This is a genomic window from Luteimonas granuli (assembly GCF_007795095.1).
Lineage (GTDB): Bacteria > Pseudomonadota > Gammaproteobacteria > Xanthomonadales > Xanthomonadaceae > Luteimonas > Luteimonas granuli.
In genome coordinates this window covers 2,132,722-2,159,439 of the sequence record NZ_CP042218.1, presented here as the reverse complement: position 1 = coordinate 2,159,439, position 26,718 = coordinate 2,132,722, and the positions used below count along the sequence as shown (strand labels likewise).

General features: G+C 66.7%; 20 protein-coding genes and 2 pseudogenes. 12 read left to right on the top strand and 10 right to left on the bottom strand.

The features are described from left to right. Window positions 1-18 precede the first annotated feature (18 nt). A pseudogene (locus FPZ22_RS09930) lies at window positions 19-1,598 on the top strand (sensor histidine kinase). An 85-nt stretch (window positions 1,599-1,683) separates the two neighbouring features. Next, on the top strand, window positions 1,684-3,090 hold the full coding sequence (locus FPZ22_RS09925; RefSeq protein WP_144892596.1) for a sigma-54-dependent transcriptional regulator: 1,407 nt from the start codon (window positions 1,684-1,686) through the stop codon (window positions 3,088-3,090). Here FPZ22_RS09925 and FPZ22_RS09920 read toward each other — a convergent pair whose 3' ends face one another. From FPZ22_RS09920 to FPZ22_RS09905, 4 genes are all read right to left on the bottom strand, one after another. Further along, complete coding sequence (locus tag FPZ22_RS09920) at window positions 3,091-3,597, bottom strand: hypothetical protein (RefSeq protein ID WP_144892594.1); 507 nt, start codon at window positions 3,595-3,597, stop codon at window positions 3,091-3,093. It abuts the gene before it with no gap. 9 nt (window positions 3,598-3,606) lie between these two features. Next, complete coding sequence (locus FPZ22_RS09915) at window positions 3,607-4,662, bottom strand: ImmA/IrrE family metallo-endopeptidase (protein WP_246120688.1); 1,056 nt, start codon at window positions 4,660-4,662, stop codon at window positions 3,607-3,609. Between the two features lie 161 nt (window positions 4,663-4,823). After that, a complete protein-coding gene (locus FPZ22_RS09910; protein WP_144892591.1) occupies window positions 4,824-5,555 on the bottom strand; it encodes a class I SAM-dependent methyltransferase in 732 nt (243 codons plus the stop codon). Beyond that, a complete protein-coding gene (locus FPZ22_RS09905; protein WP_168198981.1) occupies window positions 5,552-6,214 on the bottom strand; it encodes a class I SAM-dependent methyltransferase in 663 nt (220 codons plus the stop codon). The genes FPZ22_RS09910 and FPZ22_RS09905 overlap by 4 nt, the downstream gene beginning before the upstream one ends. A 455-nt stretch (window positions 6,215-6,669) precedes the next feature. On the opposite strand from FPZ22_RS09905, the gene FPZ22_RS09900 reads away from it, so the two are divergent. From FPZ22_RS09900 to FPZ22_RS09870, 7 genes are all read left to right on the top strand, one after another. Further along, complete coding sequence (locus FPZ22_RS09900; RefSeq protein ID WP_144892587.1) at window positions 6,670-7,113, top strand: pilin; 444 nt, start codon at window positions 6,670-6,672, stop codon at window positions 7,111-7,113. An 87-nt stretch (window positions 7,114-7,200) separates the two neighbouring features. After that, window positions 7,201-8,961, top strand: coding sequence for a phosphoethanolamine transferase family protein (locus FPZ22_RS09895; protein WP_144892585.1), 1,761 nt, complete (start codon window positions 7,201-7,203; stop codon window positions 8,959-8,961). Window positions 8,962-8,976: 15 nt separating this feature from the next. Beyond that, window positions 8,977-9,591, top strand: a complete 615-nt coding sequence (locus FPZ22_RS09890) for a spermidine synthase family protein (RefSeq protein ID WP_144892583.1) — start codon at window positions 8,977-8,979, stop codon at window positions 9,589-9,591. After that, window positions 9,588-11,090, top strand: coding sequence for a spermidine synthase (locus tag FPZ22_RS09885; protein WP_144892580.1), 1,503 nt, complete (start codon window positions 9,588-9,590; stop codon window positions 11,088-11,090). The genes FPZ22_RS09890 and FPZ22_RS09885 overlap by 4 nt, the downstream gene beginning before the upstream one ends. Before the next feature lie 54 nt (window positions 11,091-11,144). Next, window positions 11,145-12,854 (top strand): type IV-A pilus assembly ATPase PilB, encoded by a 1,710-nt coding sequence (gene pilB, locus FPZ22_RS09880; protein ID WP_246120687.1) that lies wholly within the window; start codon window positions 11,145-11,147, stop codon window positions 12,852-12,854. Window positions 12,855-13,009: 155 nt separating this feature from the next. Continuing rightward, window positions 13,010-14,281, top strand: coding sequence for a type II secretion system F family protein (locus FPZ22_RS09875; protein ID WP_144892576.1), 1,272 nt, complete (start codon window positions 13,010-13,012; stop codon window positions 14,279-14,281). A 3-nt stretch (window positions 14,282-14,284) separates the two neighbouring features. Then, on the top strand, window positions 14,285-15,145 hold the full coding sequence (locus FPZ22_RS09870) for a prepilin peptidase (protein ID WP_144892574.1): 861 nt from the start codon (window positions 14,285-14,287) through the stop codon (window positions 15,143-15,145). A 134-nt stretch (window positions 15,146-15,279) separates the two neighbouring features. On the opposite strand, the gene FPZ22_RS09865 is transcribed toward FPZ22_RS09870, so the two are convergent. Beyond that, window positions 15,280-16,746, bottom strand: coding sequence for a Fic family protein (locus FPZ22_RS09865; RefSeq protein WP_144892572.1), 1,467 nt, complete (start codon window positions 16,744-16,746; stop codon window positions 15,280-15,282). A 100-nt stretch (window positions 16,747-16,846) separates the two neighbouring features. On the opposite strand from FPZ22_RS09865, the gene coaE reads away from it, so the two are divergent. Continuing rightward, complete coding sequence (gene coaE, locus FPZ22_RS09860) at window positions 16,847-17,473, top strand: dephospho-CoA kinase (protein ID WP_144892570.1); 627 nt, start codon at window positions 16,847-16,849, stop codon at window positions 17,471-17,473. Window positions 17,474-17,561: 88 nt separating this feature from the next. On the opposite strand, the pseudogene FPZ22_RS14445 reads toward coaE, so the two are convergent. From FPZ22_RS14445 to FPZ22_RS09840, 3 genes and pseudogenes are all read right to left on the bottom strand, one after another. Beyond that, a pseudogene (locus FPZ22_RS14445) lies at window positions 17,562-18,682 on the bottom strand (thiamine phosphate synthase). After that, entirely contained in the window at window positions 18,666-21,386 is a 2,721-nt protein-coding gene (gene secA / locus FPZ22_RS09845) for a preprotein translocase subunit SecA (protein WP_144892569.1), read from the bottom strand. The pseudogene FPZ22_RS14445 and the gene secA overlap by 17 nt, the downstream one beginning before the upstream one ends. A 120-nt stretch (window positions 21,387-21,506) precedes the next feature. Then, window positions 21,507-22,421 (bottom strand): M23 family metallopeptidase, encoded by a 915-nt coding sequence (locus tag FPZ22_RS09840; protein ID WP_144892567.1) that lies wholly within the window; start codon window positions 22,419-22,421, stop codon window positions 21,507-21,509. Window positions 22,422-22,425: 4 nt separating this feature from the next. On the opposite strand from FPZ22_RS09840, the gene FPZ22_RS09835 reads away from it, so the two are divergent. Beyond that, window positions 22,426-22,935, top strand: coding sequence for a DciA family protein (locus FPZ22_RS09835; RefSeq protein ID WP_144892565.1), 510 nt, complete (start codon window positions 22,426-22,428; stop codon window positions 22,933-22,935). A 110-nt stretch (window positions 22,936-23,045) separates the two neighbouring features. On the opposite strand, the gene lpxC is transcribed toward FPZ22_RS09835, so the two are convergent. Continuing rightward, entirely contained in the window at window positions 23,046-23,957 is a 912-nt protein-coding gene (gene lpxC / locus FPZ22_RS09830) for a UDP-3-O-acyl-N-acetylglucosamine deacetylase (protein WP_144892563.1), read from the bottom strand. 415 nt (window positions 23,958-24,372) lie between these two features. On the opposite strand from lpxC, the gene FPZ22_RS09825 reads away from it, so the two are divergent. Beyond that, window positions 24,373-25,302, top strand: a complete 930-nt coding sequence (locus FPZ22_RS09825) for an IS110 family RNA-guided transposase (protein WP_144890969.1) — start codon at window positions 24,373-24,375, stop codon at window positions 25,300-25,302. Window positions 25,303-25,351: 49 nt separating this feature from the next. Here FPZ22_RS09825 and ftsZ read toward each other — a convergent pair whose 3' ends face one another. After that, complete coding sequence (gene ftsZ, locus FPZ22_RS09820; protein ID WP_144892561.1) at window positions 25,352-26,611, bottom strand: cell division protein FtsZ; 1,260 nt, start codon at window positions 26,609-26,611, stop codon at window positions 25,352-25,354. Window positions 26,612-26,718 lie beyond the last annotated feature (107 nt).

Genomic DNA, 26,718 nt, shown 5'->3' with positions numbered 1-26,718 from the left:
GCGTCATCCGACAGCGCCATGAGGCGGGAGCTCTACCTGCTCGCCCTGTACCGCACGCTGGAGGCGGCACTGCTGGCACTGGCCGTGTTCGGGCCGCTGCAGGGCACTTTCGGCGGCGTGGCCCGCGACCCGGCGCTGGCGACGGCCGTGGCCTCGACCTACCTGCTGGCGGCCGCGCTGCTGCTGGGCTTCTCGGGGCGCCCTTCGATCCCGCTGCCGGCACAGGTGCTGTTCGGCGTCTCCATCGACATCGCCGTGTCCGCGCTGGCCACCCACGCCCTGCCCTTTGCCGGGCCCGGCATCGCCCTGATGCTGCTGTTCAACGTCGGCGCCGCGGCGCTGCTCCTGCCCTTGCACCTGGGCCTGGCGACCGCGGCCCTGGCCTCGGCCGCCCTGGTGGCGCAGTACCTGCTCGTGGCGATGGAGGGCAGCGCCATCCGCGAGCGCCCGCTGGCCGAAGTGCTGATGTTCTCGGTGAGCTACCTGGCCATGGCCACGCTCACCAACCTCCTCGGCCGCGACATGCGCGAGACCCGCAGCCTGGCCGACCGGCGCGGCGCCGAGGCCGCCAACCTGGCCGAGATCAACGAGCTGATCATCCGCCGCATGCGCGTGGGCGTGCTGATGGTGGACGGCAGCGGACGCATCCGCATGGCCAACGAGGCGGCGCGTATCCTGCTCGGCGAGGCCGATCCCGAATCGCCGGACGTCCCGCCGCGCACCCTGCCGATGATCTCGCCGGCCCTGGCCATGCGCGTGGCCGAATGGCGCCGCAGCGGCAAGAGCGACGACACCCCCTGACCATCGGCGACGACGGCAACGAGGTGCTGCCGCGCTTCACCCGCCTGCTCGCCACCGACGACACCACCCTGATCTTCCTGGACGACACCGCCCTGGTCTCGCGCCGCGCGGAATCGCTGACGCTCGCCGCCATGGGCCGCTTCTCCGCCAGCCTGGCGCACGAGATCCGCAACCCGCTGGCCGCCATCAGCTACGCCACCCAGCTGCTGGAGGAATCGCATGCCATCGGCGACAGCGACCGCCGCCTGCTGCAGATCGTCCACCAGCAGTGCCTGCGCACCAACGCCATCGTCGAAAGCGTGCTCAGCCTCGCCCGCCGCGAGCGCGCGCAGCCGGAGAGCGTCGACCTGGTCGGTCTGGTGCGCGCCTTCATCGAGGACTACCGCCAGACCTGCCCGGAGGAGAACGCCAGCCTGCGCCAGGCGGGCCGGCTGCCCGACGTGCCGGCGATGGTCGACCCGCGGCACCTGCAGCAGGTCCTGACCGCCCTGGCCAACAACGCCGTGCGCCACGGCCACCAGCCCGGCGAGGCCTCGCGCATCACGATCCACGTCGCCGTGCACGACGGCAGCCCGGTGATCGAGATCGGCGATCGGGGCCCCGGCATTCCCGACGCGGTCCAGGCCCAGCTGTTCCGGCCCTTCTTCACCACCTCCGAGCACGGCACCGGGCTGGGCCTCTATATCGCCCACGAACTCTGCCGCGCCAACGATGCCCGCCTCGAGCACGTCTCCCTTCCCGGCGGGGGGGCCTGCTTCCGCATCACGCTGCGTGGCGGCAGGGCCCTGCTGGGCTGAAGCGCCGCCGCGCCTTTTGACAGGCATCACATTCCGGGTGACAGTGCCAAAATTGGTCACCTGACCTTCACCTCCAGCCTTTCCCATGACCGAAGCCCGCAGCGCCCTCATCGTCGACGACGAGCACGACATCCGCGAGCTGCTCGTGCTGACCCTCGGACGCATGGGTCTGCGCACGGCCACCGCCGCCAGCCTGGCCGCGGCGCGGGAAATGCTCGGACGCAGCAGCTTCGACCTCTGCCTCACCGACATGCGCCTGCCAGACGGCTCCGGCCTGGAACTGGTGAGCGACATCTCCACCCGCTTCCCGGAAACGCCGGTGGCGATGATCACCGCCTACGGCAACGTCGAGGCCGCGGTGGAAGCCTTGAAGGCCGGCGCCTTCGATTTCGTCAGCAAGCCGGTGGACATCAACGTGCTGCGCGGCCTGGTGCGCCAGGCGCTGGAGCTGCACTCCCGCCGACAGGCCCAGCCCGACGGAACCGGACGCCTGCTCGGCGGTTCGCCGGCCATGGTCGCGCTGCGGGAGACCATCGCCAAGGTGTCGCGCAGCCAGGCCCCGGTGCACATCAGCGGCGAGTCCGGCACCGGCAAGGAACTGGTCGCGCGGACCATCCACGCCCAGGGCGTGCGCGCCGACGGCCCCTTCGTGCCGGTGAACTGCGGCGCCATCCCCACGGAGCTGATGGAGAGCGAGTTCTTCGGCCACAGGAAGGGCAGCTTCACCGGCGCCCACGCCGACAAGCCCGGCCTGTTCCAGAGCGCCGACGGCGGCACCCTGTTCCTGGACGAGGTGGCCGAGCTGCCGCTGGCGATGCAGGTCAAGCTGCTGCGCGCGATCCAGGAGAAGAAGGTGCGGCCGGTGGGCGCGCCGGCGGAGGTGGACGTGGACGTGCGCATCCTCTCGGCCACGCACAAGGACCTCGGCGCGCTGGTCAACCTGGGCAGCTTCCGCCACGACCTGTACTACCGCATCAACGTGATCGAGCTGCACGTGCCCGCCCTGCGCGAGCGCGAGGGCGACCTGCCCCTGCTGGCCGAAGCGATCTTCGCCCGCCTGGCGCAGGCCATGCACCGCCAGGCGCCGCAGTTCGGGCCCGGCGCCCTGACCGCGCTGGCGGCCTACTCCTTCCCCGGCAACGTGCGCGAACTGGAGAACATCCTCGAGCGCGCCATGGCGCTGGCGGACGACGACACCATCACCGCCGCCGACCTGCGCCTGCCCGGCGGCAGCACGATCGGCGGCCACGGTGCCGCCCCGGGCCGCGTCCCGGCGCTGCCGGGCGCCGTCGCGCTGCCGGCCTCGCCCGCCGCCATCGGCCCCCGCGACACCGCCTCCAGCGCCCTGCCCTCCTACATCGAGGAGATCGAACGCGCGGCCATCCAGCAGGCGCTGCAGGAGAACAAGTACAACAAGACCCGCGCCGCGGCGGCGCTGGGCATCACGTTCCGGGCGCTGCGGTACAAGCTGAAGAAGCTCGGCATCGACTGATCAACGATTGAGCAGCAGATCCGTCTTTTTCACCGAAAGCCAGCGTTCCGTGTAATTGCCTCGCAGGTCCTCGCGCAGCCGTGCCCGGAGATGCGACACCATGGCCTCGAGCGAAACCAGCCGATCGGTCCACCCGATCGCATGCGCGAATCGCACCGCGGCCATGTCGGGGCTGTTGAGCCACCATGCCGGAGCGCCGAGCGCACCCCCGTAGATCAGCAAATCCCGCTCGCCTGCATCCAGCGCGGGATGCCCATGACGCATGTTGAACTCCGCACGGGCCTCGTCATCCACGTGAGCGATGTGCGCAAAGGACGCGCGCAGCGCACCTTCGTCGATCCACTCCTCGGGTTTCCTGTTCTGGTAACCCGTCTGCGTTTCCTCGACGACCTTGCCGACGGTATGCAGGGCGAAGTACTGCGCGAGCGTGCTCCAGCAGCCTGTCCGGTGGGCTTCCAGCACCACGTTGGTGTCGACCAGCACGATCTGCCCGGGCCTGAAGGTCACGCCGCGGCCCTACAGATCGAACGGCGTCTTCAAACCGTGTGCGGCGAAAATATCCCCCAGCTCATCCAGCGTAGTTCCCACGACCTCTGCGGCTCTCCTGACGGAAAGTTGCCCCTCCTGGATGCCCCAGCCCAGTGTTTCCATGAACCGGCGACTGAATAGCGGTGGCAGTGGCGCGTTTCCGCACTCCATCCGGATAAGGCCATCATCCACGCGCCCGGCCGCCGCCTTGCCCAGCACACCCAGGCCGACCAGGCGCCACTTGAAGGCCTGTCCGCTCACATGGAAGTGCGAAGCGGCATGCTTTATCCAGACCGGAAGTTCGGCCTGGTCGTTCGGGACAGGATGCCCGGCAATCCAGTCGAGGACCGCCTGCCGGGGCATCAGCAGGCCCGATGCGAAGTTGTCGGCGAGCTGTTCGACGCGACGGTAGTTTCCGGATACGCGGGTGTCGCCTTCGATATGCCGCGGCGGCATCTCGTGCCACGTCGCCAGATGGAACACCTCGTGCGCCATGTCGAACGATCGGCGCCCTTCCGCTTCCCCACGGTTGATGATGATCGCGTTGAGCGGCCCGAACTGACAGGCCGCGCCTGACACGCCAGCGACCGTATCCGCGAACAGCACCAGCGTGTCGTGCTTCTCCTCCAGAACGGAAGCAAGCGTCAGCGCGGGAACGTCGCCCAGCCCCAGCGCTCGCGCGATTGCGTCGCCTTCCGCGCCGGCATCCTCGAACGAGCTCTTGATCGTGAGGCCGACGCGTGTGAGCGAAGAATTGACCGGGGTCCCGCGCATCCTGCCCAGATGGCGGTACGTCGCGATCCACCTCCCCGCCGTCGCCTCGAATGCCTCCAGGCAGTCGGCGCTATCTGCCGACTGCCTCCAGGAAAACCGGGCTTCTCCGGCAAGTTCCAGAGGGTCGGTGAAATATCCCACGTCCACGCCCAGCAGGCCGGCCGCCTTGACCAGTTCGGCAGGTGACACGCTTCGCTTGCCGAGCTCGATATCGGACAGGGTCTGCCGATCGTTGAAGCCGAGAGCACTGGAAAGATCGGTCTGGGTCATGCCCCGACGCTCGCGGAGCGCATGCAGTCGGTGGCGGATGGTTGCCTGATCCATTGCGGCACCTCCAAGAGAGGCAATCCTAGCTTGCAAAGACTTGAAATGCAAGATTGAAATGGCTCAACCCTGCATCGCGTGATGCCGGCCGCAACGGCGACAGCCCCCTATAGCCGCGCGACGCCGACCCAGCCGCCGGCCAGCATCGGGCACGCGTATTCCAGCCCGTTCACCAGGCCCTGGAAGCCGCGAACCCCCAGCCTCGCCAGCCCCCGGCTGCCCCCGATCATTTCCTGGAACCGCGCGTGGCAGGGGGTCAGCGACTCCAGCTCGATGCCGGCGCGCGCGAACAGCGTCCGCAGCGTCTTGTACGAATAGATCTGCAGATGGTCCTCGTGCATCGACTCGCACCCGGCCAGGCCCACCAGGCCGTTGTGCCAGCAGCAGGCGTTGGGCGTGGAGAACACGAAGGTGCAGCCGCGCAGCGCCGCGTTCGCGCGCAGGCTGCGCAGGAAGCCCTCGGTGTCGGGCAGGTGCTCGATCAGCTCTCCGGCCACGATCACGTCGGGCCGCCCATGCCGCTCCACCACCGGCCCCAGGTCGAAGATGTCGGCGTGGATGATCCGCCCGTTGGCGGCCGTCTCCATGCCTTCGGCCGGGAGCCGCTTCGAATTGTCGATCCCCACCACCCAGGCCGCCTCGCGGCACAGCCGGGCATGCAGCCAGTTGTCGTCGCCGCGCTTGGCGTCGATGGCGGTCTCGTCCAGCGCACCGAGATCGAACACGCCCTTGCCGCGGACCATCGCCGCCAGCGCGTCCAGCCGGTCGACGGGTCGTGGCACCCGCACACGCTCCAGCGCCGTGTAGCGCAGGGGCTGCAGCAGGCCGGCCCCGCTCACGCGGCGCTGCCCGGCGCCGCCAGGTCCAGGCGCACCAGATAGTTGGGCGCATCCACCCGGTGCAGGCCGATCTCCGCGGCCGCGGCCAGCGGCGCCAGTTCGGCCTCGGCCAGCGCGACCAGCTCCGCCAGCGAGACCAGCGCCACGCCCCGATCGCCGCTCACATACCTGTCGCAGACCAGGCTCAGCCAGGCGATCGGATGCCCGGGCTCGATGTCCTTGACGAAGATCGAGCCGCCCGGCGCCAGCGCGCCGCGGATCGAGCGCAGGAACTGCGGCCGGTACCCGCCCGGCAGGTGGTGCATCACGTCGCTGACCAGCGCCGCGTCATAGGGCGCCTCCAGGCGCTCCAGATGCGTTTCGATGGTCGTGCACGGCAGCCGGCGCACGCGGGCGCCGGGGGCCGGCTCGACGAACTTGCCCACGCTGCCCGCCACGTCGACCATCGTCACCCGCAGGTCCGGTCGCGCGGCCAGCAGGTGGTTGAGCAGCTCGCCGTCACCCCCGCCGACGTCGAGCAGGTGCGCATCGGTAGGCAACGCCCTGGCAAGGACCGCGGCGATCTTGCGCAGGTCCACGAACACCCGACGGTAGACGGCCGCGGCCCGGCGCTCGAAACCCGGGGGCATCAGTCGGCGCACTGCAGGTCCGATCTTCATCGTCCTTCCCTCAGGGCGCTGGCGGCCGCCAGCGGGTGCATCGCCTCCGCAGCATGACGGGCATGCCCGGAAAAGCATAGGTGCCCTTGCCCGGCGCAGGGGTGACGCCCGAATGCCCCCGACGGGCAGGTCGAGACACCGGGATTCTCCCGCCTCCCCGACAGGGATCCACCGACAGCCCGGATTCAACCTGTGACGGATTGCCTATTTAAAGCGACCTAAAATGTCACCACAAGCGCCAAAAGAGACTGTTTCTGTCACTTCTTGACCCTGCATGCGCGGTGCAACCGTGATTCCGATTGCACATCGGGAACTTCGCGACCCTGAAACCTCCGTTGGCACGGCTTGTGCGTATCATTCATCGCACGTGCAGCGAAGCGCACGGCAGCCAACGGTTCCGGAACCCATGCCGGCCCGCGGCACGTGAAGTCTCAATCCACTCCTAGGGGTACACCATGAAGAAGATGCAGCAGGGCTTCACCCTGATCGAACTGATGATCGTGGTCGCGATCATCGCCATCCTGGCGGCGATCGCGCTGCCGGCGTACCAGGACTACCTGATCAAGAGCCGCGTGTCGGAAGTAATGATCGCGGCTTCTTCGGCACGCACCAGCGTCTCCGAAGCGGCCGCCGCTGATACTACCAACAACATGCCCACCACCGTCCCGATCGAGAATCAGTCCTCGAAGTATGTTTCTGGCGTGGTCTATGCTGGTTCCGGCACCACCGGCACCATCACCGCCACTGCCCAAAATCTGGGCGGAACTGCGGCCGGCAACATCGTCCTTACTGGCACCAAGGCTGCCAATGGCCAGGTCGACTGGACCTGCAGCGGCTCAATTGATGCGAAGTATCGCCCCGCCACCTGCCAAGCCGCCGCTGGTAGCGGTAGCCCCTAACGTTCTCGAAATATTGCTGTGAACAAGCCCCGGCTTAAGGCCGGGGCTTTTTTCTTGCAGCAGAGACACTAAAGAGGTCGGAACACAATGACGTTTCTGCAGCGCATCGAGCAAGCAGCAGCCAGTCCAGGTTTACGTCTTCAGGTTCGACGCAGCTGCATCCTCCTTCTGTTCGCAATCGCTGCCTCCCCCGCACTACTAGTTGCTATCCTCAACCAGCGTGACCTCTCGAGCGACCAGATCCTGGTGGTCGTTGCCGCCAGTAGCTTTGCGCTCGCATTTCATGCAGCGTTATTCGTCCATTTTCCCCGGATTGCCCTACTGACACTCCTGGCCATCACCGTACTGGCAATCCCTCAAGTATGGTTCACCAGCCGTTATGGATGGCCCTTGGACCCCAACGCCCTGTCTCTGATAGCCGAGACCAATATTGCGGAAGCATCGGATCTCGTGGGATCGATATCGAGTTCGACCTTCCTCATTCTGCTGGTTCCGATACTTCTCGCAGTCCTTGCTTGGCCTCCTAGGCCAGGGACGAAACCGCCCCCCAGCAAGCCGACTCGCCGAATCGTCGCGCTGAGTGCGATCGGCCTCATCAGTACCGCGGCCAGCGCAACATGGTCCGGAACGCTCGGAAGCCCACCCGTTCCTGATCCAACCTTCCCACCACCGCCAACAGGACAGGCACTGGCATTGCGGGCCGCGTATCCCGCCAGCCTTCCCATACTCGCTTGGGACTACGCCGCGGAGAGACGCGCCCTTCACCATGCGGCCCAACTGGCTAGTGACTACAGGTTCGGCGCCACTCCCTCCCGAGCGCGCAACAAGCGCCGAATCTATGTCGTCGTCATCGGCGAGACTGCCCGTGCCGACCACTTTGGGATCAACGGATATCCCCGTGAAACGACGCCCAAACTGGCCCTCAAGAACGATGTCATATCATTCACCCGCCTGTATTCCCGCTGGACTTTCACGCGACTCTCGGTGCCAGTGATCGTGAGCAGAAAGCCACCCGAAAGCACGCAGGCCACATTCCATGAGGCGTCCATCGTCACAGCTTTCAAGGAGGCTGGATTCCGCACTTACTGGATCTCTCTGCAAGCACCAGTCGGCTATCACGAATCGCCAACTTCAGTTCATGCGAAGGAGGCCGACAGAACCTTTTTTCTCAACCCGGTCGATTACCGCAGTCAAGGCAGCCATGACGACGCAGCCCTGCCCGTACTGGAAGACCTGATCAATCAGGATTCGAACTCCGATTTGTTCATCGTTGTCCATACACTCGGAAGCCATTTCCGTTATAGCGATCGATACCCCCGGGATTTCGCAAAATTCATTCCCGATCGCACTACCCGCCCCCTTCGCCTATTCGAAGCTGCGGACAAGGAATACCTGGTCAACTCCTATGACAACAGCATCCTGTTCACGGATCACGTACTGAGCGAGACTATTGATCTACTTCATAAACTCCCCGAGATCGAAAGTTGGATTTTCTATGTGTCCGACCACGGGGAAGCTTTGTTTGATGATTGCCGACAGAACAGTGGGCATGGGCAGGCATCAAAGGCGACGCAGTCGGTAGCGGCGCTTTTCTGGCCATCCCGAAGCTTCGCGCTGGAGAATCCGCACCTTGTTGCCAACTTGACCCTCAATCGCGGCCGACTGGCTTCCACATCGATGATTTTTGAAACCCTCGCCAGCCTGGGTGGGCTCAAAATACCGAACCCGCGCGCGGACAACGACCTGACTAATGCGACCCTTCGTGTACCAACAGAGATCGCCGACGTCGAGCGGCTGGACGCGCAGGCCTGCCTGGCTTTAGAAGAAAGCGAACCATTCATTCCCTAAAGTGCGGAAGACCAAATGCTAAACATCGTCGACGGCAGGAGAGTGAACAGACAGCTTTCCTTGCTCTTTTTCCTTTCGGGAGTGGCCGCGCTCGCGTACCAGGTTGCGTGGCAACGAAAACTTTTCGCAGTGATAGGAGTGGACGTCCTATCTGTCTCGATCATCGTCTCAACCTTCATGCTGGGCCTAGGTGTGGGCGGGATTGCAGGGGGAGTGATAGCTGACCGGAAGGCGAGTCTGATTAACTGGTTCTCGGGCATTGAACTTGGAATCGGAGCTTTCGGCCTGACGAGCACGTTCTTGATCGGGTGGCTTTCGACCTGGCTTCCCACGGCCAGTCTCCTGTCGGTCTCTGCGTTCTCTTTAGCAGTATTACTCGTCCCCACGACCCTGATGGGCGCGACTCTTCCGATTCTTGTGATTCATGTCGATCGCACGGTCGGCAGCATCGGGGAATCAACGGGGTCCCTGTACTTCTCAAATACAATGGGAGGCGCGCTCGGTGCGATCGCAACCGGCTTTGTACTCCTCGACTCGCTGACACTTACGCAGGTCACATACGCTGCTGCCGGCATTAACTTCTTCATTGCGTTTGCCGCGCGCATGCTACTCAGAGGACGCTCGCAGTGAAGCTCTTCACTCCGCGGATTATCGCATTCTGGGTTGGTTTCCTCAGCCTGAGTCAGGAGATCCTTTGGACGCGAGTTGTATCGTTTTCCTACCTCACGAAGCCCCAAGCTTTCGCACTTGTTCTTGCACTTTATCTTCTTGGAATCGCGATGGGAGCAGCCTTGGGACGCGTTGCATGCCGACACTCACGTGACGTGCTCGCTACCGGGGGGGTGATTCTTATCATTGCTGGCGTAGTGGATATCGCTGCACTGGTTCTTTACGGCTCCGCGGCCAACGGAGCTTTTTCTCTTCCAACTCTCTCGATTGCCATCATAACGACAGCAGCGCTGAAGAGCGCCCTATTTCCTCTCGTCCATCACCTAGGATCTGATGATGTGGTTTCCGGGAAAGGCGTCTCGTTTTCGCGCGTGTACGTCTCCAACGTTTTCGGATCATCACTAGGACCGCTGGCCGGCGGCCTAGTCTTGCTGCAATTGGCGACGTTACAAGAATCGTTCATAGCCATCTCAGCGTTGACGACCGCGCTTGGCTGCTTCGCGCTTTGGCAAGCATCGAAGAACAGAGACGCTGCAATCGGTGGTGCGCTATGCGCACTGATAGCGATCGGCCTAGCTGCCCCAAACATGCTCGTCCCCGCGTTGGCCGCAGGGAAGGAAGGTGGCCGTGAAATAGTAACCTTGATCGAGAACAGGAACGGGATAGTTCATACCGTAGATGGAGGCTCTGATGGCGACATCGTGTTTGGAAACAATGTCTACGACGGAAGAATCAGCACCGACATCCTGAAGAACAAGAATGGAATTCACCGGGCCTATGCCCTCGCGGAAATGCATGACCAGGCTCGTGACGTATTGATCATAGGACTGAGCGGGGGCGCATGGACGAAGGTAGTCTCAAATTTCCCCACAGTGGAGCGGATAGACGTTGTAGAGATAAATCCCGCTTATCTTGAATTGATTGCGAAGTACCCAGAGGTCTCCTCGATCCTTGAGGACCCAAGAATTCGTTTCCATATAGATGATGGACGGCGTTGGCTTCGCTTGAATCCAGACAAACGCTATGACCTCATAGTCTTGAATAGCATCCACCATTGGCGGGCAAACGCCACCAATTTGCTTTCGGCAGAGTTCATGGAGCTTGTTCGCGATCACCTGGAATGGCAAGGAATTTTCTACGTGAACTCGACGAGCTCTCCTGATGTGCTCTTTACAGCCTCGGAGGTGTTCAAGCATGCGTATCGCTATGACAATTTTGTTGCCGCGAGCGGCGTCGATTTTCTGGAGAGAATGAGTCTAAACAAAAGCCGAACTTCCGAGATTTTCGGACCCGGCTCGCCCGGGGTCAACGCTGGTGAACAAGGCCGTCTATTGGAAAAAATTTACAGCATTCCATTCCTTACGGTCCACGACGTACGACGCGAGTCATCGCGCGATTTCGAAATCGTACGTGACGATAATATGATTACAGAGTACAAGTTTGGCGCTGGCTTCTTCTGATGCCCGAAGCGCGTAACGTAACCACGAGCGACTAATCCTATGAGTGCAGCACCCATGAGCAGTCTTGCCGGCATCACCGGTATCGCGCGCCGCTTGGTCATGGACGGGGTCCTCGACGAGGCCACTGCCCGCGAAGCACTTGATAAAGCTACGGCCGAACGCAAGCCCGTCGCGTCGTATCTGCGCGAATACAAGCTGATCACCTCGGCCCAGCTGACGGCCGCCAACTCGATCGAGTTCGGCATGCCGGTGTTCGACCCGCAGACGATGGACGCCTCGCAGAGCGCCATCAAGCTGGTCAGCGACGAGCTGCTGGGCAAGCACGCCGTCCTGCCGCTGTTCAAGCGCGGCGGCCGGCTGTTCGTCGGCATCGCCGATCCGACCAACACCCATGCCCTGGACGAGATCAAGTTCCACACCAACCTCGCGGTCGAGCCGATCCTGGTGGACGAGGACAGGATCCGCCGCTGCATGGAGCTCTGGCAGGACGCAGGCGACTCCTTCGGCGAGGAGCTGGGCGACAGCGAGGGCCTGGACACCCTCGACATCTCCGGCGGCGACGAGGACGGCGCCGACTCGGGGGTCGACGCCAAGGGCGACGACACCCCGGTGGTCAAGTTCGTCAACAAGGTGCTGATCGACGCCATCAAGCGGGGCGCGTCCGACATCCACTTCGAACCCTACGAGAACGACTACCGGGTCCGCCTGCGCATCGACGGCATCCTGAAGCAGTCGGCGAAGATGCCGGTCAAGCTCAACCAGCGCATCACCGCCCGCCTCAAGGTCATGGCCCAGCTGGACATCGCCGAGAAGCGCGTGCCCCAGGACGGCCGCATCAAGCTCAACCTCAGCCGGACCAGGCAGATCGACTTCCGCGTCAGCACCCTGCCCACGCTGTTCGGCGAGAAGGTGGTGCTGCGCATCCTGGACGGCAGCGCGGCCAAGCTGGGCATCGACAAGCTGGGCTACGAGCCGGACCAGCAGGACCTGTTCCTGGACGCCATCCACAAGCCCTACGGCATGGTGCTGGTGACCGGCCCGACCGGCTCGGGCAAGACGGTGAGCCTGTACACGGCGCTGGGCATCCTCAACGACGAGACCCGCAACATCTCGACCGCCGAGGACCCGGTGGAAATCCGCCTGCCGGGCGTGAACCAGGTGCAGCAGAACGTGAAGCGCGGCATGACCTTCGCGGCCGCGCTGCGCAGCTTCCTGCGCCAGGACCCGGACATCATCATGGTCGGCGAGATCCGCGACCTGGAGACCGCCGAGATCGCCATCAAGGCGGCCCAGACCGGTCACATGGTCCTCTCGACCCTGCATACCAACGACGCCCCGCAGACCATCGCCCGCCTGATGAACATGGGCATCGCGCCCTACAACATCACCAGCTCGGTGACCCTGGTGATCGCCCAGCGCCTGGCGCGGCGCCTGTGCAGCCGCTGCAAGCAGCCGCAGGAACTCCCGGACAACGCCCTGCTCGCCGAGGGCTTCACCAGCGACGAGGTCCATGCCGGGCTGACCATCTACGAGGCCGTGGGCTGCGACGAGTGCACCGGCGGCTACAAGGGCCGACTGGGCGTGTACCAGGTGATGCCGATGAGCGAGGCCATCCAGGAGATCGTGCTCAAGGGCGGCAACGCCCTGGACATCGCCGAGGCGGCGCGGGCATCGGGGGTCCGGGATCTGCGCATGTCCGCCCTGCTGAAGGTGAAGAACGGGCTGACCAGCCTGGCCGAGATCAACCGCATCACCGTGGATTGACGGGCCCGGAAGTGGGACGGCCTTCACCTGCAAAGCGGGTGGGGCTGCCCCGAAGGGGCGGATGCGGGCGCACCGCGACACATTTGCGCCGTCGAGGGTTTAGGATGCAGGCTTGCGGCCCGGCCGGGGTTCCGGGCCTTCTGGGGGAGTTGACCATGGCTGTGACCCGTAGCGCCGCACGCTCCGCCGCGAAGAAGCCTGCCGCGCCCGTCAGGACGGGCGTGGAACTGGCGCCCTTCCTCTGGGAAGGCACCGACAAGCGCGGCAAGAAGATGAAGGGCGAGCAGTCGGCCAAGAACGCCAACCTGCTGCGCGCCGAGCTGCGCCGCCAGGGCATCACGCCCACCGTGGTCAAGCCCAAGCCCAAGCCCCTGTTCGGCGGCGCCGGACGCAAGATCTCGGCCAAGGAAATCGCGGTCTTCAGTCGCCAGCTGGCGACCATGATCAAGTCCGGCGTGCCGATCGTGCAGTCGCTGGAGATCATCGCGGGGGGCAACAAGAATCCGCGGATGAAGACGCTGGTGGACAGCCTGCGGCTGGACATCGAGGGCGGCTCCTCGATCTTCGAGGCCATGAGCAAGCATCCGGTGCAGTTCGACGAGCTGTACCGCAACCTCGTGAAGGCCGGCGAGGGCGCGGGCGTGCTGGAGACGGTGCTCGAGACCATCGCGACCTACAAGGAAAACATCGAAAGCCTGAAGGGCAAGATCAAGAAGGCGCTGTTCTACCCGGCGACCGTCGTTGCCGTAGCGCTCATCGTGAGCTCCATCCTGCTGGTGTTCGTGGTGCCCCAGTTCGAGTCGGTCTTCGCGAACTTCGGCGCGGACCTGCCCGCGTTCACCAAGCTGATCGTGGCGGCGTCGGACTTCATGGTGGCCTGGTGGTGGCTGATCCTGCTGATCGTGGGCGGATCGATCTTCGCGGCGATCTTCATGTTCAAGCGCTCGCCGGCGTTCCAGCATTTCTGCGACCGGGCCATCCTGAAAGTCCCGGTGATCGGCCAGGTCATGCACAACTCGTCCATCGCCCGCTTCGCGCGCACCCTGGCGACCACCTTCAAGGCGGGCGTCCCGCTGGTGGAAGCACTCGCCATCGTCGCCGGCGCCACCGGCAACTCGGTGTATGAAAAGGCGACGCACGAGATCAAGGACGACGTGGCCGTCGGCTTCCAGCTGAACATGGCCATGAGGCAGGTCAACCTCTTCCCGCACATGGTCACGCAGATGACCGCCATCGGCGAGGAGGCCGGCGCGCTCGACACCATGCTGTTCAAGGTGGCCGAGTTCTACGAGGAAGAGGTCAACAACGCGGTGGACGCGCTCTCCAGCCTGCTCGAGCCCCTGATCATGATCTTCATCGGCATCGTGGTCGGCAGCATGGTGGTGGGCATGTACCTGCCGATCTTCAAGCTCGCGGCTGTCGTCTGACGGATGGCCTTCCTCGACCAGAACCCCGAGATCGGCTATCCGCTGGTCGCAGGCCTCGGCCTGCTCGTCGGCAGCTTCCTGAACGTGGTCATCCTGCGCCTGCCCCGGCGCATGGAGTGGCAGTGGAAACGTGACAGCCGCGAGATGCTGGGCGAGCCCGAGCTGTACGACCCGCCGCCGCCCGGCATCGTGGTCGAGCGCTCGCACTGTCCGCACTGCGGCCACCAGCTGAGCTGGTACGAGAACATCCCGGTGCTGAGCTGGCTGGCGCTGCGCGGGAAGTGCCGCAGCTGCAAGGCGCCGATCTCGATCCAGTATCCGGCGATAGAACTGCTGACCATGCTGCTGGTGCTGGCCTGCGTCTGGCGCTTCGGCTTCGGCTGGCAGGGCTTCGGCGCCGGCCTGCTGACCTGCTTCCTGATCGCGCTGTCGGGCATCGACCTGCGCACCCAGCTGCTGCCGGATTCGCTGACCCTTCCCCTGATGTGGCTGGGGCTGATCGCGGCCGTCGAGAACCTCTACATCGGCCCGAAGGAGGCGCTGCTGGGCGCCATCGCCGGCTACGTGAGCCTGTGGAGCGTCTGGTGGCTGTTCAAGCAGATCACCGGCAAGGAAGGCATGGGCCACGGCGACTTCAAGCTGCTGGCCGCGCTGGGCGCCTGGTGCGGCCTGGCGGGCATCCTGCCGATCATCCTGGTGTCGTCGCTGGTCGGCGCACTGGTGGGCGGCGCCTGGCTGGGCATCAAGGGCCGCGACCGCGCCACCCCGATCCCCTTCGGCCCCTTCCTCGCCGCCGCCGGCTGGATCGTCTTCATGTGGGGCGAGCAGATGGTCGGCGCCTACCGCGCCTACGCCGGCTTCTGACCCCCGCAGCCCCCGCACCCGCGTCGCCCCCCTGTAGGAGCAGCTACAGCTGCGACCCGACTTTGCTGATTCACCGGGCCGGGCAGGGTCGGTCTGGACCAGCTCCAGGTCGCAGCTGTAGCTGCTCCTACGGATTACAGATGGGATTTCGCGAGGCGCTCCACGAGATCGAACACTGCGTCGGGGACGCGGTGCCGGAACTGGTCGCGGCGACGCTGGGAAACCACGCCCTTGTTGTCCAGGCAGGACACCACCAGGGTAGACAGGTCGCTCCCGCGGACGTCGAAATCCGCGTTGACCCGGGCGACGATGGCGTCGTAGGCCTCGAGGAAATCCGCTTCCTGCCGCAGCTCGACTTCCAGCGCCTCTTCGGCCATGGACGAACCGAAAGCGACCTGCTCGGTGGCATCCCAGTACCGGTACATGGCGGGGTGACCGGTGAAGCGGAATGCGTATTGCCCGGCATCGAACCATTCGACCTGCCACCGCTCGCGGACAGGCACCGAATATGCCTGCAGCACGCGCAGGTAGTCGGCCTCGTTCTTCTTCATGGCCACCGACACCGGCAGGATCAGGCCGTGGTCGAGCGCCCCGGCCCGGCAGAGCGCGTGATGGTAAAGAAAGCGTGACAGACGGCCGTTGCCGTCCATGAATGGATGCACGTAAACGAAGCCGAACGACACCACCGAAGCCATGACGATGGGGTCCACGCCTTCGCCGCCGGTGTTGGCGAAGGTCATCAGCTCGTCCATGAGGTCCCGGGCGAGTTCGGGTGGTGGCGGGATGTACGACACCGCCAGGGCGCCACGCCCGGGTCCCTCGAGCCAGTTCTGTTCGTGGCGGAAAGCAACGGCGCGGTCGACCGGGTTCGAGACCGTGGCCGACTGCAAGCCCGCGAGATAGTCCTCGGTCAATGGATGTCGTTCGTGCGCCTGACGCAGCAGTTCCACGAACGCGCGGGCCTTGTCGGCGCTGGGGGATTCGCGCTCGATGGCGAAGGAGTCCCGGGTTTCGTGCAGATATGCCCAGGCCAGCGTACGTTCGAGCAGCCTGTCGTCCAATGCTCCGGTGAAGCTGCGGATCCGCTCCGGAAGGCGCGAGTCCAGCGCCGCCTGGACGGCCGCTGTGCGCTCCACGGTGGCGCACCATCCCGGCGTGCCCAATCCGTTGAAATTGACCCGCCATTTACCGTCCCTTCTCGCGGGACCGGTGACGTAGCGCGCGGAGTCGAAGAGATCGACGCTTGCCCCGCCGATTGCGGGCATGCCGTCCAGAACCTCGCCCGTGAACAGCTCGCGCAGGTAGCCCGCAAGGCGGAGGTAGCGGCCGTTGGGAGTGGCCCGCAGGGCGTCCAGAAGTGCATCGGCCGCCACATGGGGCATGGCTTCCGCCAGGATCTGGAGGTTGGTGCCTTCATGCTTGAGCGCGAACAGGATGTGGTCGAGCGGTGTATCCGCGGCCGGGGCGACGCCCGCCGGGACCATGAGTTCGCCGTCCCTGCGCTCCAGGCGGGTGACCGGGCCGACGCGGGCCGGGCGCGCCGGGGCGAAGGCATGCAGCCCCAGGGTTCGGCGAAGATGTTCATATCCGATCGCGGCCATGATTTTTTTACGCCGTCCATGTTTTTTTTACAGACTAGCCGATTTCCTCATTTTTCTTTACTTCCACCCCTCCCCCCCGCCCCTCTGCGAGACTTCGCGCATGGCCCATTACGTCATCGCCCTCACCGGCGGCATCGCGTCGGGAAAATCCGAGGTCGAACGCCGCTTCCGCGCCCTCGGCGTCCACGTGGCCGATGCCGACGTGGCGGCGCGCGAGGTGGTGGAGCCCGGCACGCCGGGGCTGGCCGAGGTCGTGGCGGCCTTTGGCCCAGGCGTGCTGGGTGCGGACAGCGCCATGGACCGTGCCGCCATGCGCCGGCGGGTATTCGCCGACGACGGCGCGCGCCGCCGCCTCGAAGCCATCATCCACCCCCGCGTGCGCGCCGCCCTCCGCGCCGACTGCGCCGCCGCGCCTGGCCCCTACGCCATCGCCGCCATTCCCCTCTTCGCCGAAGCCGGCCGCGACGCCTACGCCGCCTGGGTGGACCGCGTGCTGGTGGTGGACGTGCCGGTCGAGGTGCAGCTGGCGCGCCTGCTGCGCCGCGACGGCATCGACGAGGCCCTGGCCTGGCGCATGATCCGCGCCCAGGCCCGCCGCGAGCAGCGCCTGGCGATCGCCGACGACGTCATCCGCAACGACGGCCCGCTGGAGGCCCTCGACGCAGCCGTCGCCGCCCTGCACGCCCGCTACCTCCTCCTCGCCGCCCCCCCCGCCGCCGCCCTGTAGGAGCAGCTACAGCTGCGACCCACGCTTCGCGGAGAAGGCCGGGCTGGGTCGCAGCTGTAGCTGCTCCTACGAAAGGGGGGATCGAAGGTCAGGCTGGCCAGAGGCCCCGGATGGCGGCGATGCCCTGGGCGCCGTGGCGCCGCGCCTCCTCCAGGTCGGCCGGCATGAGGCCACCCAGCCCGTAGACCGGAAGGCTGACGCACTCGCGCGCCGCGGCGAACGCTTCCCAGCCGATGCCGGGCTGGCCGGGATGGCTGGCGGTCGGCTTGACCGGCCCGAACACGGCGAAATCGCAGCCCAGCCGCTCGGCGAGCGCGAGTTCGCGCGAGTCGTGGCAAGAGGCCGCCAGCAGGGCGCCGTCCGCCAGCGCGGGACGATCCGCGGGGGCGCCGGGCGCGGCCAGCGCCGCCAGCTGCGCGGCGCGCAGGTGCAGGCCGACGCCGAGTTCCCGCGCCAGCTCCGGATCGCCGTTGACCAGCACGTCGGCGCCGACGGCGCGACAGCGCGCTGCGGCCGCGGCGATGAGTTCCCGGCGTCGTGCCGCATCCGCGCCCGGCAGCCGGATCTGCACGCGCCGCACTCCCGAGGCCAGCGCAGCATCCAGCCCCGCAAGCCACGCGCCTTCATCGCCCCCCACCCCCCCGCACCTGTAGGAGCAGCTACAGCTGCGACCTGTCCTTGCCGAGGAGCAGCTACAGCTGCGACCTGTGCTTGCCGAGAGTCCGGGTCGCAGCTGTAGCTGCTCCTACGGCAGGAAGGGGGGGATGATCGGGCGGCGGCGGTGTCCAGCCCCGGGCTGATGGCATAGCGGTCCGGCTGCAGCAGGGCGGCGACCACGGGGAGGTCAGCCGGCGGCATGGCGTAGCTCCGCAGCCTGTGCGGTGGCACCCAGGCCACGGCCTGGCCCTCGCGACCGCGGGGAACGCCGCTCCAGCGCGGCACGCGGCGCACGTCCAGGCGCAGGCGCCTGCCCGCGCCGGCGTACGGGACTGTGATCAGGTGCCCGCCGATGCGGGCATCGATGCCGAGTTCTTCGTGCAGCTCGCGGGCGAGCGCGGCTTCGGGCGTCTCGCCCGGCTCGCGCTTGCCGCCCGGGAATTCCCACAGCCCCGCGAGGTCCCGGTCGGCCGTGCGCCGCGCCAGGAGGACGCGGCCCAGGGAGTCGGTGAGGACGGCGGCGACGACTTCCAGGTCAGGCGAGCTGCCCATGGCAGTGCTTGTACTTCCGGCCGCTGCCGCAGGGGCACGGATCGTTGCGGCCGACCTTGGGCATCCGGTCCGCGGGGTCGCCGTGCTGGTAGTCGGGCTGCGCGGCCTCCTCGTCGGCGCCGTAGCCGCCGCTGTCGGCGTGCTGGAACTGCAGCTGCCCGGCCTTGGCCGCGGCCGCGGCGCGCTCCTGCGCCTCCAGCGCCGCCACTTCCTCCTCGGTGCGCACGCGCACGCGGGCCAGCAGCATCACCACCTCGCGCTTGACCTTCTCCAGCATCTCGGAGAACAGCTCGAAGGCTTCCTTCTTGTATTCCTGCTTGGGCTGCTTCTGCGCGTAGCCGCGCAGGTGGATGCCCTGGCGCAGGTAGTCCATGCGCGCGAGGTGCTGCTTCCAGTTGTCGTCGAGCACGCTGAGCATGATGTGGCGCTCGAGCATGCGCATGGTCTCGGCGCCGATCCCGGCCTCCTTCTCGGCCACCGCGCGGTCGACCAGGCTCCGCACGTGTTCGAGGATGCGTTCGGCGTCGAGCTCCTGCTGCCCCGCCGCCCAGTCCACCAGGTCGGTGCCCAGGCCGAAGTCGGCCTCGAGCGTGGCCTGCAGCCCGGGCAGGTCCCACTGGTCGTCGATGGAGCCCGGGGGCACGAAGCCCTCGACCACGCCGATCACCACGTCGTCGCGGATGCCGGCGATGTTCCCGGCGATGTCCTCGGCGTCGAGCAGTTCGTTGCGCTGGCCGTAGATCACCTTGCGCTGGTCGTTGTTGACGTCGTCGAAGTCGAGCAGGTTCTTGCGGATGTCGAAGTTGTGGGATTCGACCTTGCGCTGGGCGTTGGCGATCTGCTTCGACACCAGCGGGCTCTCGATGATGTCGTCTTCCTTCAGGCCCATGCGCGCCATGACCTTCTGCACCCAGTCGGCGGCGAAGATGCGCATCAGGTTGTCTTCCAGCGACAGGTAGAAGCGGCTGGAACCCGGGTCGCCCTGGCGACCGGAGCGGCCGCGGAGCTGGTTGTCGATGCGGCGGCTCTCGTGGCGCTCGGTGCCGAGGATGTGCAGGCCGCCCAGGGCGACCACCTCGTCGTGGCGCTGCTGCCACTCGGCGCGCACACGGGCGCGGTCGGCGTCGGTGGCCTCTTCGCCGAGCGCCAGCAGTTCGGACTCGAGCGACCCGCCGAGCACGATGTCGGTGCCGCGGCCGGCCATGTTGGTGGCGATGGTCACGGCCTTCGGGCGGCCGGCGTTGGCGATGATCTGGGCCTCGCGCTCGTGCTGCTTGGCGTTGAGCACCTCGTGCGGGATGTTCTCGCCGCGCAGGAAGTCGGACAGCAGTTCGGACACCTCGATCGAGGTGGTGCCGACCAGCACCGGCTGGCCCCGCTCGTGGCAGTCCTTGATCTCGTTGCACACCGCGCGGTACTTGCCGTTGCGGTTGAGGAACACGGCGTCGGAGTGGTCGACGCGGATCATCGGGCGGTGGGTCGGGATCACCACCACCTCGAGGTTGTAGATGCTGTTGAACTCGAAGGCTTCCGTGTCCGCGGTGCCGGTCATGCCCGAGAGCTTGCCGTACATGCGGAACAGGTTCTGGAAGGTGATGCTGGCCAGCGTCTGGTTCTCGCGCTGGACCGGCACGCCTTCCTTGGCCTCGACCGCCTGGTGCAGGCCGTCGGACCAGCGGCGCCCCGGCAGGGTGCGGCCGGTGAACTCGTCGACGATGATCACCTCGCCGTCGCGCACGATGTAGTCGACGTCGCGCTGGTAGATCGCGTGCGCGCGCATCGCCGCGTTGAGATGGTGCACGACGTGGATGTTGTGCGGGTCGTACAGGCCGTCGTCCTCGCCGAGGATGCCGGCGCGGCGCAGCAGGTTCTCGGCCAGTTCCTGGCCGGCCTCGGACAGGTGCACCTGCTTGCCCTTCTCGTCGACCCAGAAGTCGCCTTCGGACTGCTCGTCGGCCTGGCGCGTGAACTCGGGGACGATGCGGTTGACCTTGATGTAGAGGTCGGGGGTCTCGTCGGCGGGGCCGGAGATGATCAGCGGCGTGCGCGCCTCGTCGATCAGGATCGAGTCGACCTCGTCGATGATCGCGTAGTGCAGGCCGCGCTGGTAGCGCTGCTCCTTCGACAGCGCCATGTTGTCGCGCAGGTAGTCGAAGCCGAACTCGTTGTTGGTGCCGTAGGTGATGTCGGCGTTGTAGGCGGCGTTCTTCTCGCCGTGCGGCATGCCCGGGTAGACCACGCCCACCGACAGGCCGAGCCAGTTGTACAGCTTGCCCATCTGCGCGGCGTCGCGGCGGGCCAGGTAGTCGTTGACGGTGACCACGTGCACGCCCTTGCCCTCGAGCGCGTTGAGGTAGACCGCGAGCGTGGCGACCAGGGTCTTGCCCTCGCCGGTCCGCATCTCGGCGATCTTGCCGGTATGCAGCACCATGCCGCCGACCAGCTGCACGTCGTAGTGGCGCATGCCCAGCACGCGCACCGAGGCTTCGCGGCAGACGGCGAAGGCCTCGGGCAGCAGCTTGTCGAGCGACTCGCCGTTGGCGACGCGCTCGCGGAACTCGGATGTCTTGCCCTGGAGCTCGGCATCGGAGAGCGCCTGCATCTGCGGCTCGAGCGCGTTGACCCTGGCGACGACCTTGTTGAACTGACCGACGATGCGTTCGTTGCGGCTGCCGAAGACGCTGGTGAGCAGGCGATTGAGCATTGGGTGACCGGTTGGATGAGTGGATGGCCCTGAAACGGGAAAAGGGCGCGAGGCGCCCTTTTTCGTTGGCCGCGGCATTGTACCGTGGGGCCTCGGACGCCGCCTATCAAGCCGGGCGGCTCAGCCCTTCTGCTCGGCGAGGAGCTTGCGCGGGTTCACGACGCGGCCGTTCTGCCACACCTCGAGATGCACATGGGCACCGGTGCTGCGGCCGGTGGAGCCGGCCTTGGCGACCTCCTGGCCGACGCGCACCAGGTCTCCGACCTGGACCACGTTGCGCGAGTTGTGCGCATAGCGCGTCACGTAGCCGTTGCCATGGTCGACCTCGACCACGTTGCCGTAGCCGGAGCGGCGGCCCGAGTAGCTGACCACGCCGTCGGCCACGGCCAGGACCGGATCGCCGGTCCTCGCGCTGAAGTCGATGCCCTTGTGCCAGGCGGCGCCGCCGCCGAAGGGATCGGCGCGGCGGCCGAAGCCCGAGCTGATGTAGCTGCCGGAGACCGGCCAGCGCGATGGCACCGCATTGCGGTCGAGCTCGCGGTTGAAGAGCAGCATCTCCAGCACCGAGAGCTGGCCGCCGGCGGCATTGAACTCCATGCCGACGTCGGCGATGCCGCTGCGCAGTTCGCCGGCGGCCATGTCGTCCACCGGGCCGTGGCCACCGACGGCCACCGGGCTGTTGAAATCGAATTCGCCGTCGCCGAGCTGGGCGACCCGGGTCAGGCGGTCGCCGAGGGCGTTGAGGCGGTTGGCCTGCGCCTGCAGCTCGCCCAGGCGGGCGGCCAGGGCATTGACCTCGCGCTGCGCGGCGCGGCGGGTCTCCTCGAGCCTGGCGTCCTGGCCGGCGAGCTCCGCGCGCAGCGCGTTCACCTCGCCCCACTGCACGCCGGCGCCGACCGCGGCACCGAGCACCAGGGTGGCGCCGGCGGCGAGCAGCGGCCGGCTGCCGACGGCCCGGGCCAGGCCCCGTGCGCCGCGTCGGGCGTAGTGGAGGAACCATTGATGTGAGTGCTGGAGCGTACGGTGTAGAGTCATCACGATGTCTGTCGGCAATGCCAAATCGGCGTCCCCCAAAGGTCTGCGCGCCGCCTTCGACGCGCTCGCGGCCGATGTTTCCGGCCGCTCCCCGATCCAGCGCGCCCTGTGGCTCGACGCGCTCGACCGCACCCTGCGCCCCCATCTTTCCCCTTCACTGGCCGCGCACGCGCGGCTGGCGAATGTGGATGGCGCACGGCTGGTCTATCTGGTGGATTCGCCGCTGTGGAACGCGAGCCTGAGGCTCGCCGCTCCATCGCTTCTGGACGCCGCCCGTTCGCACGGGCTGGATGTCCGGGAGCTCAGGGTCAGGACGACCACCCAGCCGCTGTTCCCGCCTGCGCGGGTCGAAGCGACCGCACTTCCACTGTCGGCGTCCGCACCGGAAGGGCTGCGGAGTGCCTTGGCGTCACTGCGCGCACCCACGGGCGACGGCAGGGACGGGGTCCTGGAACTCGACGGCGCGTTCACGCCGACGGGGCATCCTAACGGCGCCCGACGGCCGAAACGTTAAGCGAGCCGCCGGATTTCATGTGAAATCCGTTAAATTTCCATTAAACCGGGAACCCGGTGCGGAGATCGGGTGAACGCGGACAGGCGCCGGACAGGGGGGTGAAGCCGGTGTCACGCCGCGGGCTGCAGCGCTCCGTAGGCCACCGGCCCCTCGACCGCCTCCGGGAAGGTGACTTCCTCCCACGCGGCCTCGTCGGCCAGCAGCGCGCGCACCAGCATGTTGTTGAGGGCGTGCCCGGACTTGTAGCCCTCGAAGGCGCCGATGATCGGCCGGCCGGCCAGGTACAGGTCGCCGACGGCGTCGAGGATCTTGTGGCGCACGAACTCGTCGGCGTAGCGCAGGCCGTCCTCGTTCAGGACCCGGAAGTCGTCGAGCACGATGGCGTTGTCCATCGAGCCGCCGAGCCCCAGGTTGCGGTCGCGCATGTACTCGAGGTCGCGCATGAAACCGAAGGTCCGGGCGCGGCTGACCTCGCGGATGTAGTTCTCCGTGGAGAACTCCACCACCGCCCGCGACCGCGTGGTCGGAATGGCGGGGTGGTTGAAGTCGATGGTGAAGCCCAGGCGGTAGCCGTCGAAGGGCTCGAAGCGGGCGATCTTGTCGCCGTCGCGCACTTCCACCGGGCGCGTGACGCGGAGGAAGCGCTTGGGCGCGCCCTGCTCGACGATGCCGGCGGACTGCAGCAGGAACACGAAGGGGCCCGAGGAGCCGTCCATGATCGGCACCTCGGCCGCGGACAGCTCGACCATGATGTTGTCGATGCCCAGGCCGGCGAGCGCCGACATCAGGTGTTCGACGGTCTGCACGTTGGCGCCGCCGGTGGCGAGGCCGGTGCACAGCGTGGTCTCGGTGACCAGGGTGGCCGTGGCGGGGATCGTGACCGGCGGCTCGACGTCGATCCGGCGGAAGACGATGCCGGTGTCGGCAGGCGCCGGACGCAGGGTCATGTAGACCTTTTCGCCGCTGTGCAGCCCCACGCCGGTGGCGCGGGTGACGTTCTGGATGGTGCGCTGCTGGACCATGGGCGGTGTCTGGGAGGGGACGCGGGACGCGCTGGCGCGGCCCGTGAATGAAAACGACTCGCAATTTAGCACGCGCGACGCTGAACCTGAACAGAAACGAGCCCCCTGCAGGAGCAGCTACAGCTGCGACCGCTTTACTGTAGGAGCAGCTACAGCTGCGACCGCGTTACGTGCGTGCCGGTCGCAGCTCCGGTCGCAGCTGTAGCTGCTTGTGTCTTCGCTTTGGCCTAGCGTGCAGGTGAGAGCGGAGTGCGGGACGCCGACAAGCTGGGGTGCCCTGAAGCACGTGTAGGAGCCAGGGCGCCCGCACTCCACGCTCTTGCCAGAGCCCGAACAGTTGAACGAGTCAGCAGCTCGCACTGCACAAGCATGGGCCGGCAAGAGTGCTCTCCCGTCCAGTCTAGGAGAGAAGCAGATGTCTGTGTTCGTGGGGATCGACGTGGCCAAGGCCACGCTGGCGGTGGCGCTGCGGCCCAACGGAGAGGTGTTCGAGGTGGCCAACAGCTCGGCCGGGCACCGGTCGCTGGCGCAGCGGCTGCGGAAGCTGCCGGTGGAACGGGTGCTGCTGGAGGCGACCGGCGGCTACGAGCGGGCGGTGATGGCTGCCCTGCAGGATGAATGGCCGGTGGTGCGCGTGCCACCGCACCGGGCGCGCTCGTTTGCCACTGCGATGGGCCGGACCGCCAAGACCGACCCGATCGACGCGGCCATGCTGGCCCATATGGCGGAGGTGACCGAAATGCCGCCGGCCGCTGCGGAAACGCCGCAACAGCAGCGGCTGCAGGCGTTGGTGCAACGCCGTGCGCAGGTGGTGCAGCAACGCGACGACGATCGGCGTCGGCTGCAGCAGGTACAGGGCCAGCCGCTGGTGGTGGCCAGCCTGAAGCGCCTGCTGCGCGCGCAGCAGGCGGAGATCGCGCTGCTGGACAAGGCCATCACCCAAGCCGTGGCTGACGCCGACAGCGAGCGTTCCGCCCAACTGCGGGCCGTACCCGGGATCGGCCCGGTGACCGCCGCCACCCTGATCGCCTTCCTGCCCGAGCTGGGGCAGATCGAACGCCGGCAGATCGCCGCCCTGGTCGGCGTTGCTCCCTACAACGCCGACAGCGGCGGCAAGCGCGGCTTGCGGCGCATCCAGGGCGGCCGTGCCGGAATCCGGCGCGTGCTGTACATGGCCACATGGAGCGCCATCCGCGCCCAGCCCGCCCTGAAGCGACGCTATGAGGCTCTAAGGAGCCGCGGCAAATGCGCCAAGGTGGCCCTGGTTGCCTGCATGCGCGCCTTCCTCGGGCAGATCAACGCCATGCTCAGGGATGGCAAACCCTGGCAGCCAGCCTCGGTCTGAAAAAAGACAGTTGCTCCTACAGGATCGGTGGCGGGGATCCCGGGGAGGGTCAGTCCGCCTGCCGGCGCAGGAACGCCGGAATGTCCAGGTAACCCGAATCGCCGCCGCCTCCGAAGTCGGCCACCGCCGGGGTCACCGGGGCGACGGGGTCGGCCGCGCCCCGGCGCAGGCCGACGCCCATGCCGCCGTGGGCCACCGCGTGGTGCGGCTCGTCCTCGATCAGCATGCCGGTGGTGCCGTCGCGGCGGCCGCCGGTGTTGATCAGCTGCACGTGCGGGCGGCGCGCCGGCGCGTCGAAGCCGGCGTCGCGTCCGTAGCCCGTGTCGCGGACGACTCCGCGGGCCTGGGCGCGGTTGAGGCCGGTCGCGACCACGGTCACGCGCACATCGTCCTGCATGTCCGGGTCGAGCACGGTACCGATGACGATGGTGGCGTCCTCGCTGGCGAAGTTCTCCACCGTGCGGCCGACCTCGTCGAACTCGGCCATGGTGAAGTCCGGGCCGGCGGTGATGTTGACCAGGATGCCGTTGGCGCCGGCCAGGTTGACGTCGTCGAGCAGCGGGTTCTGGATCGCCGACTCGGCGGCGGCCTGGGCGCGGTCGTCGCCGCGGGCGTGGCCCGTGCCCATCATCGCCAGGCCCATCTCGGACATCACGGTGCGCACGTCGGCGAAGTCGACGTTGATCAGGCCCGGGCGCACGATCAGGTCGGCAATGCCCTGCACGGCGCCCAGCAGCACGTCGTTGGCGGCGCGGAAGGCCTGCACCATGGTGGCGTTGCGGCCGAGCACGGTGATCAGCTTCTCGTTGGGGATGGTGATCAGCGAGTCGCAGTGCGCCGACAGCTCCTCGATGCCCTTCAGCGCCACCTGCATGCGGCGGCGGCCTTCGAACGGGAACGGCTTGGTGACCACGGCCACGGTCAGGATGCCCATCTCCTTGGCCAGCTGCGCCACCACCGGCGCCGCGCCGGTGCCGGTGCCACCGCCCATGCCGGCGGTGATGAACACCATGTCGGCGCCATGCAGCGCTTCCATGATCTGGTCGCGGTCCTCGAGCGCGGCCTGGCGGCCGACCTCGGGGTTGGCGCCCGCGCCGAGGCCCTTGGTGACGCCGTTGCCGAGCTGCAGCTGCAGCTTGGAGCCGTTGTTCTTGATCGCCTGGGCGTCGGTGTTGGCGGTGATGAACTCCACGCCGTCCACGCTGCTGTTGACCATGTGGTTGACGGCGTTGCCACCGCCGCCGCCCACGCCGATGACCTTGATGACGGCGTTGGGAGCCATCTTTTCAACCAGTTCGAAGTGCGCCATGTCCGTAGTCCTCTCGATGTCGTTATGTGTTGCTGGTTTTTCTTGTTATCGGGTGTCGTGGAGTGCTGTTGGTCGTTTCCGTTTTCGCCCCCGCCGTTTCCGCGGCC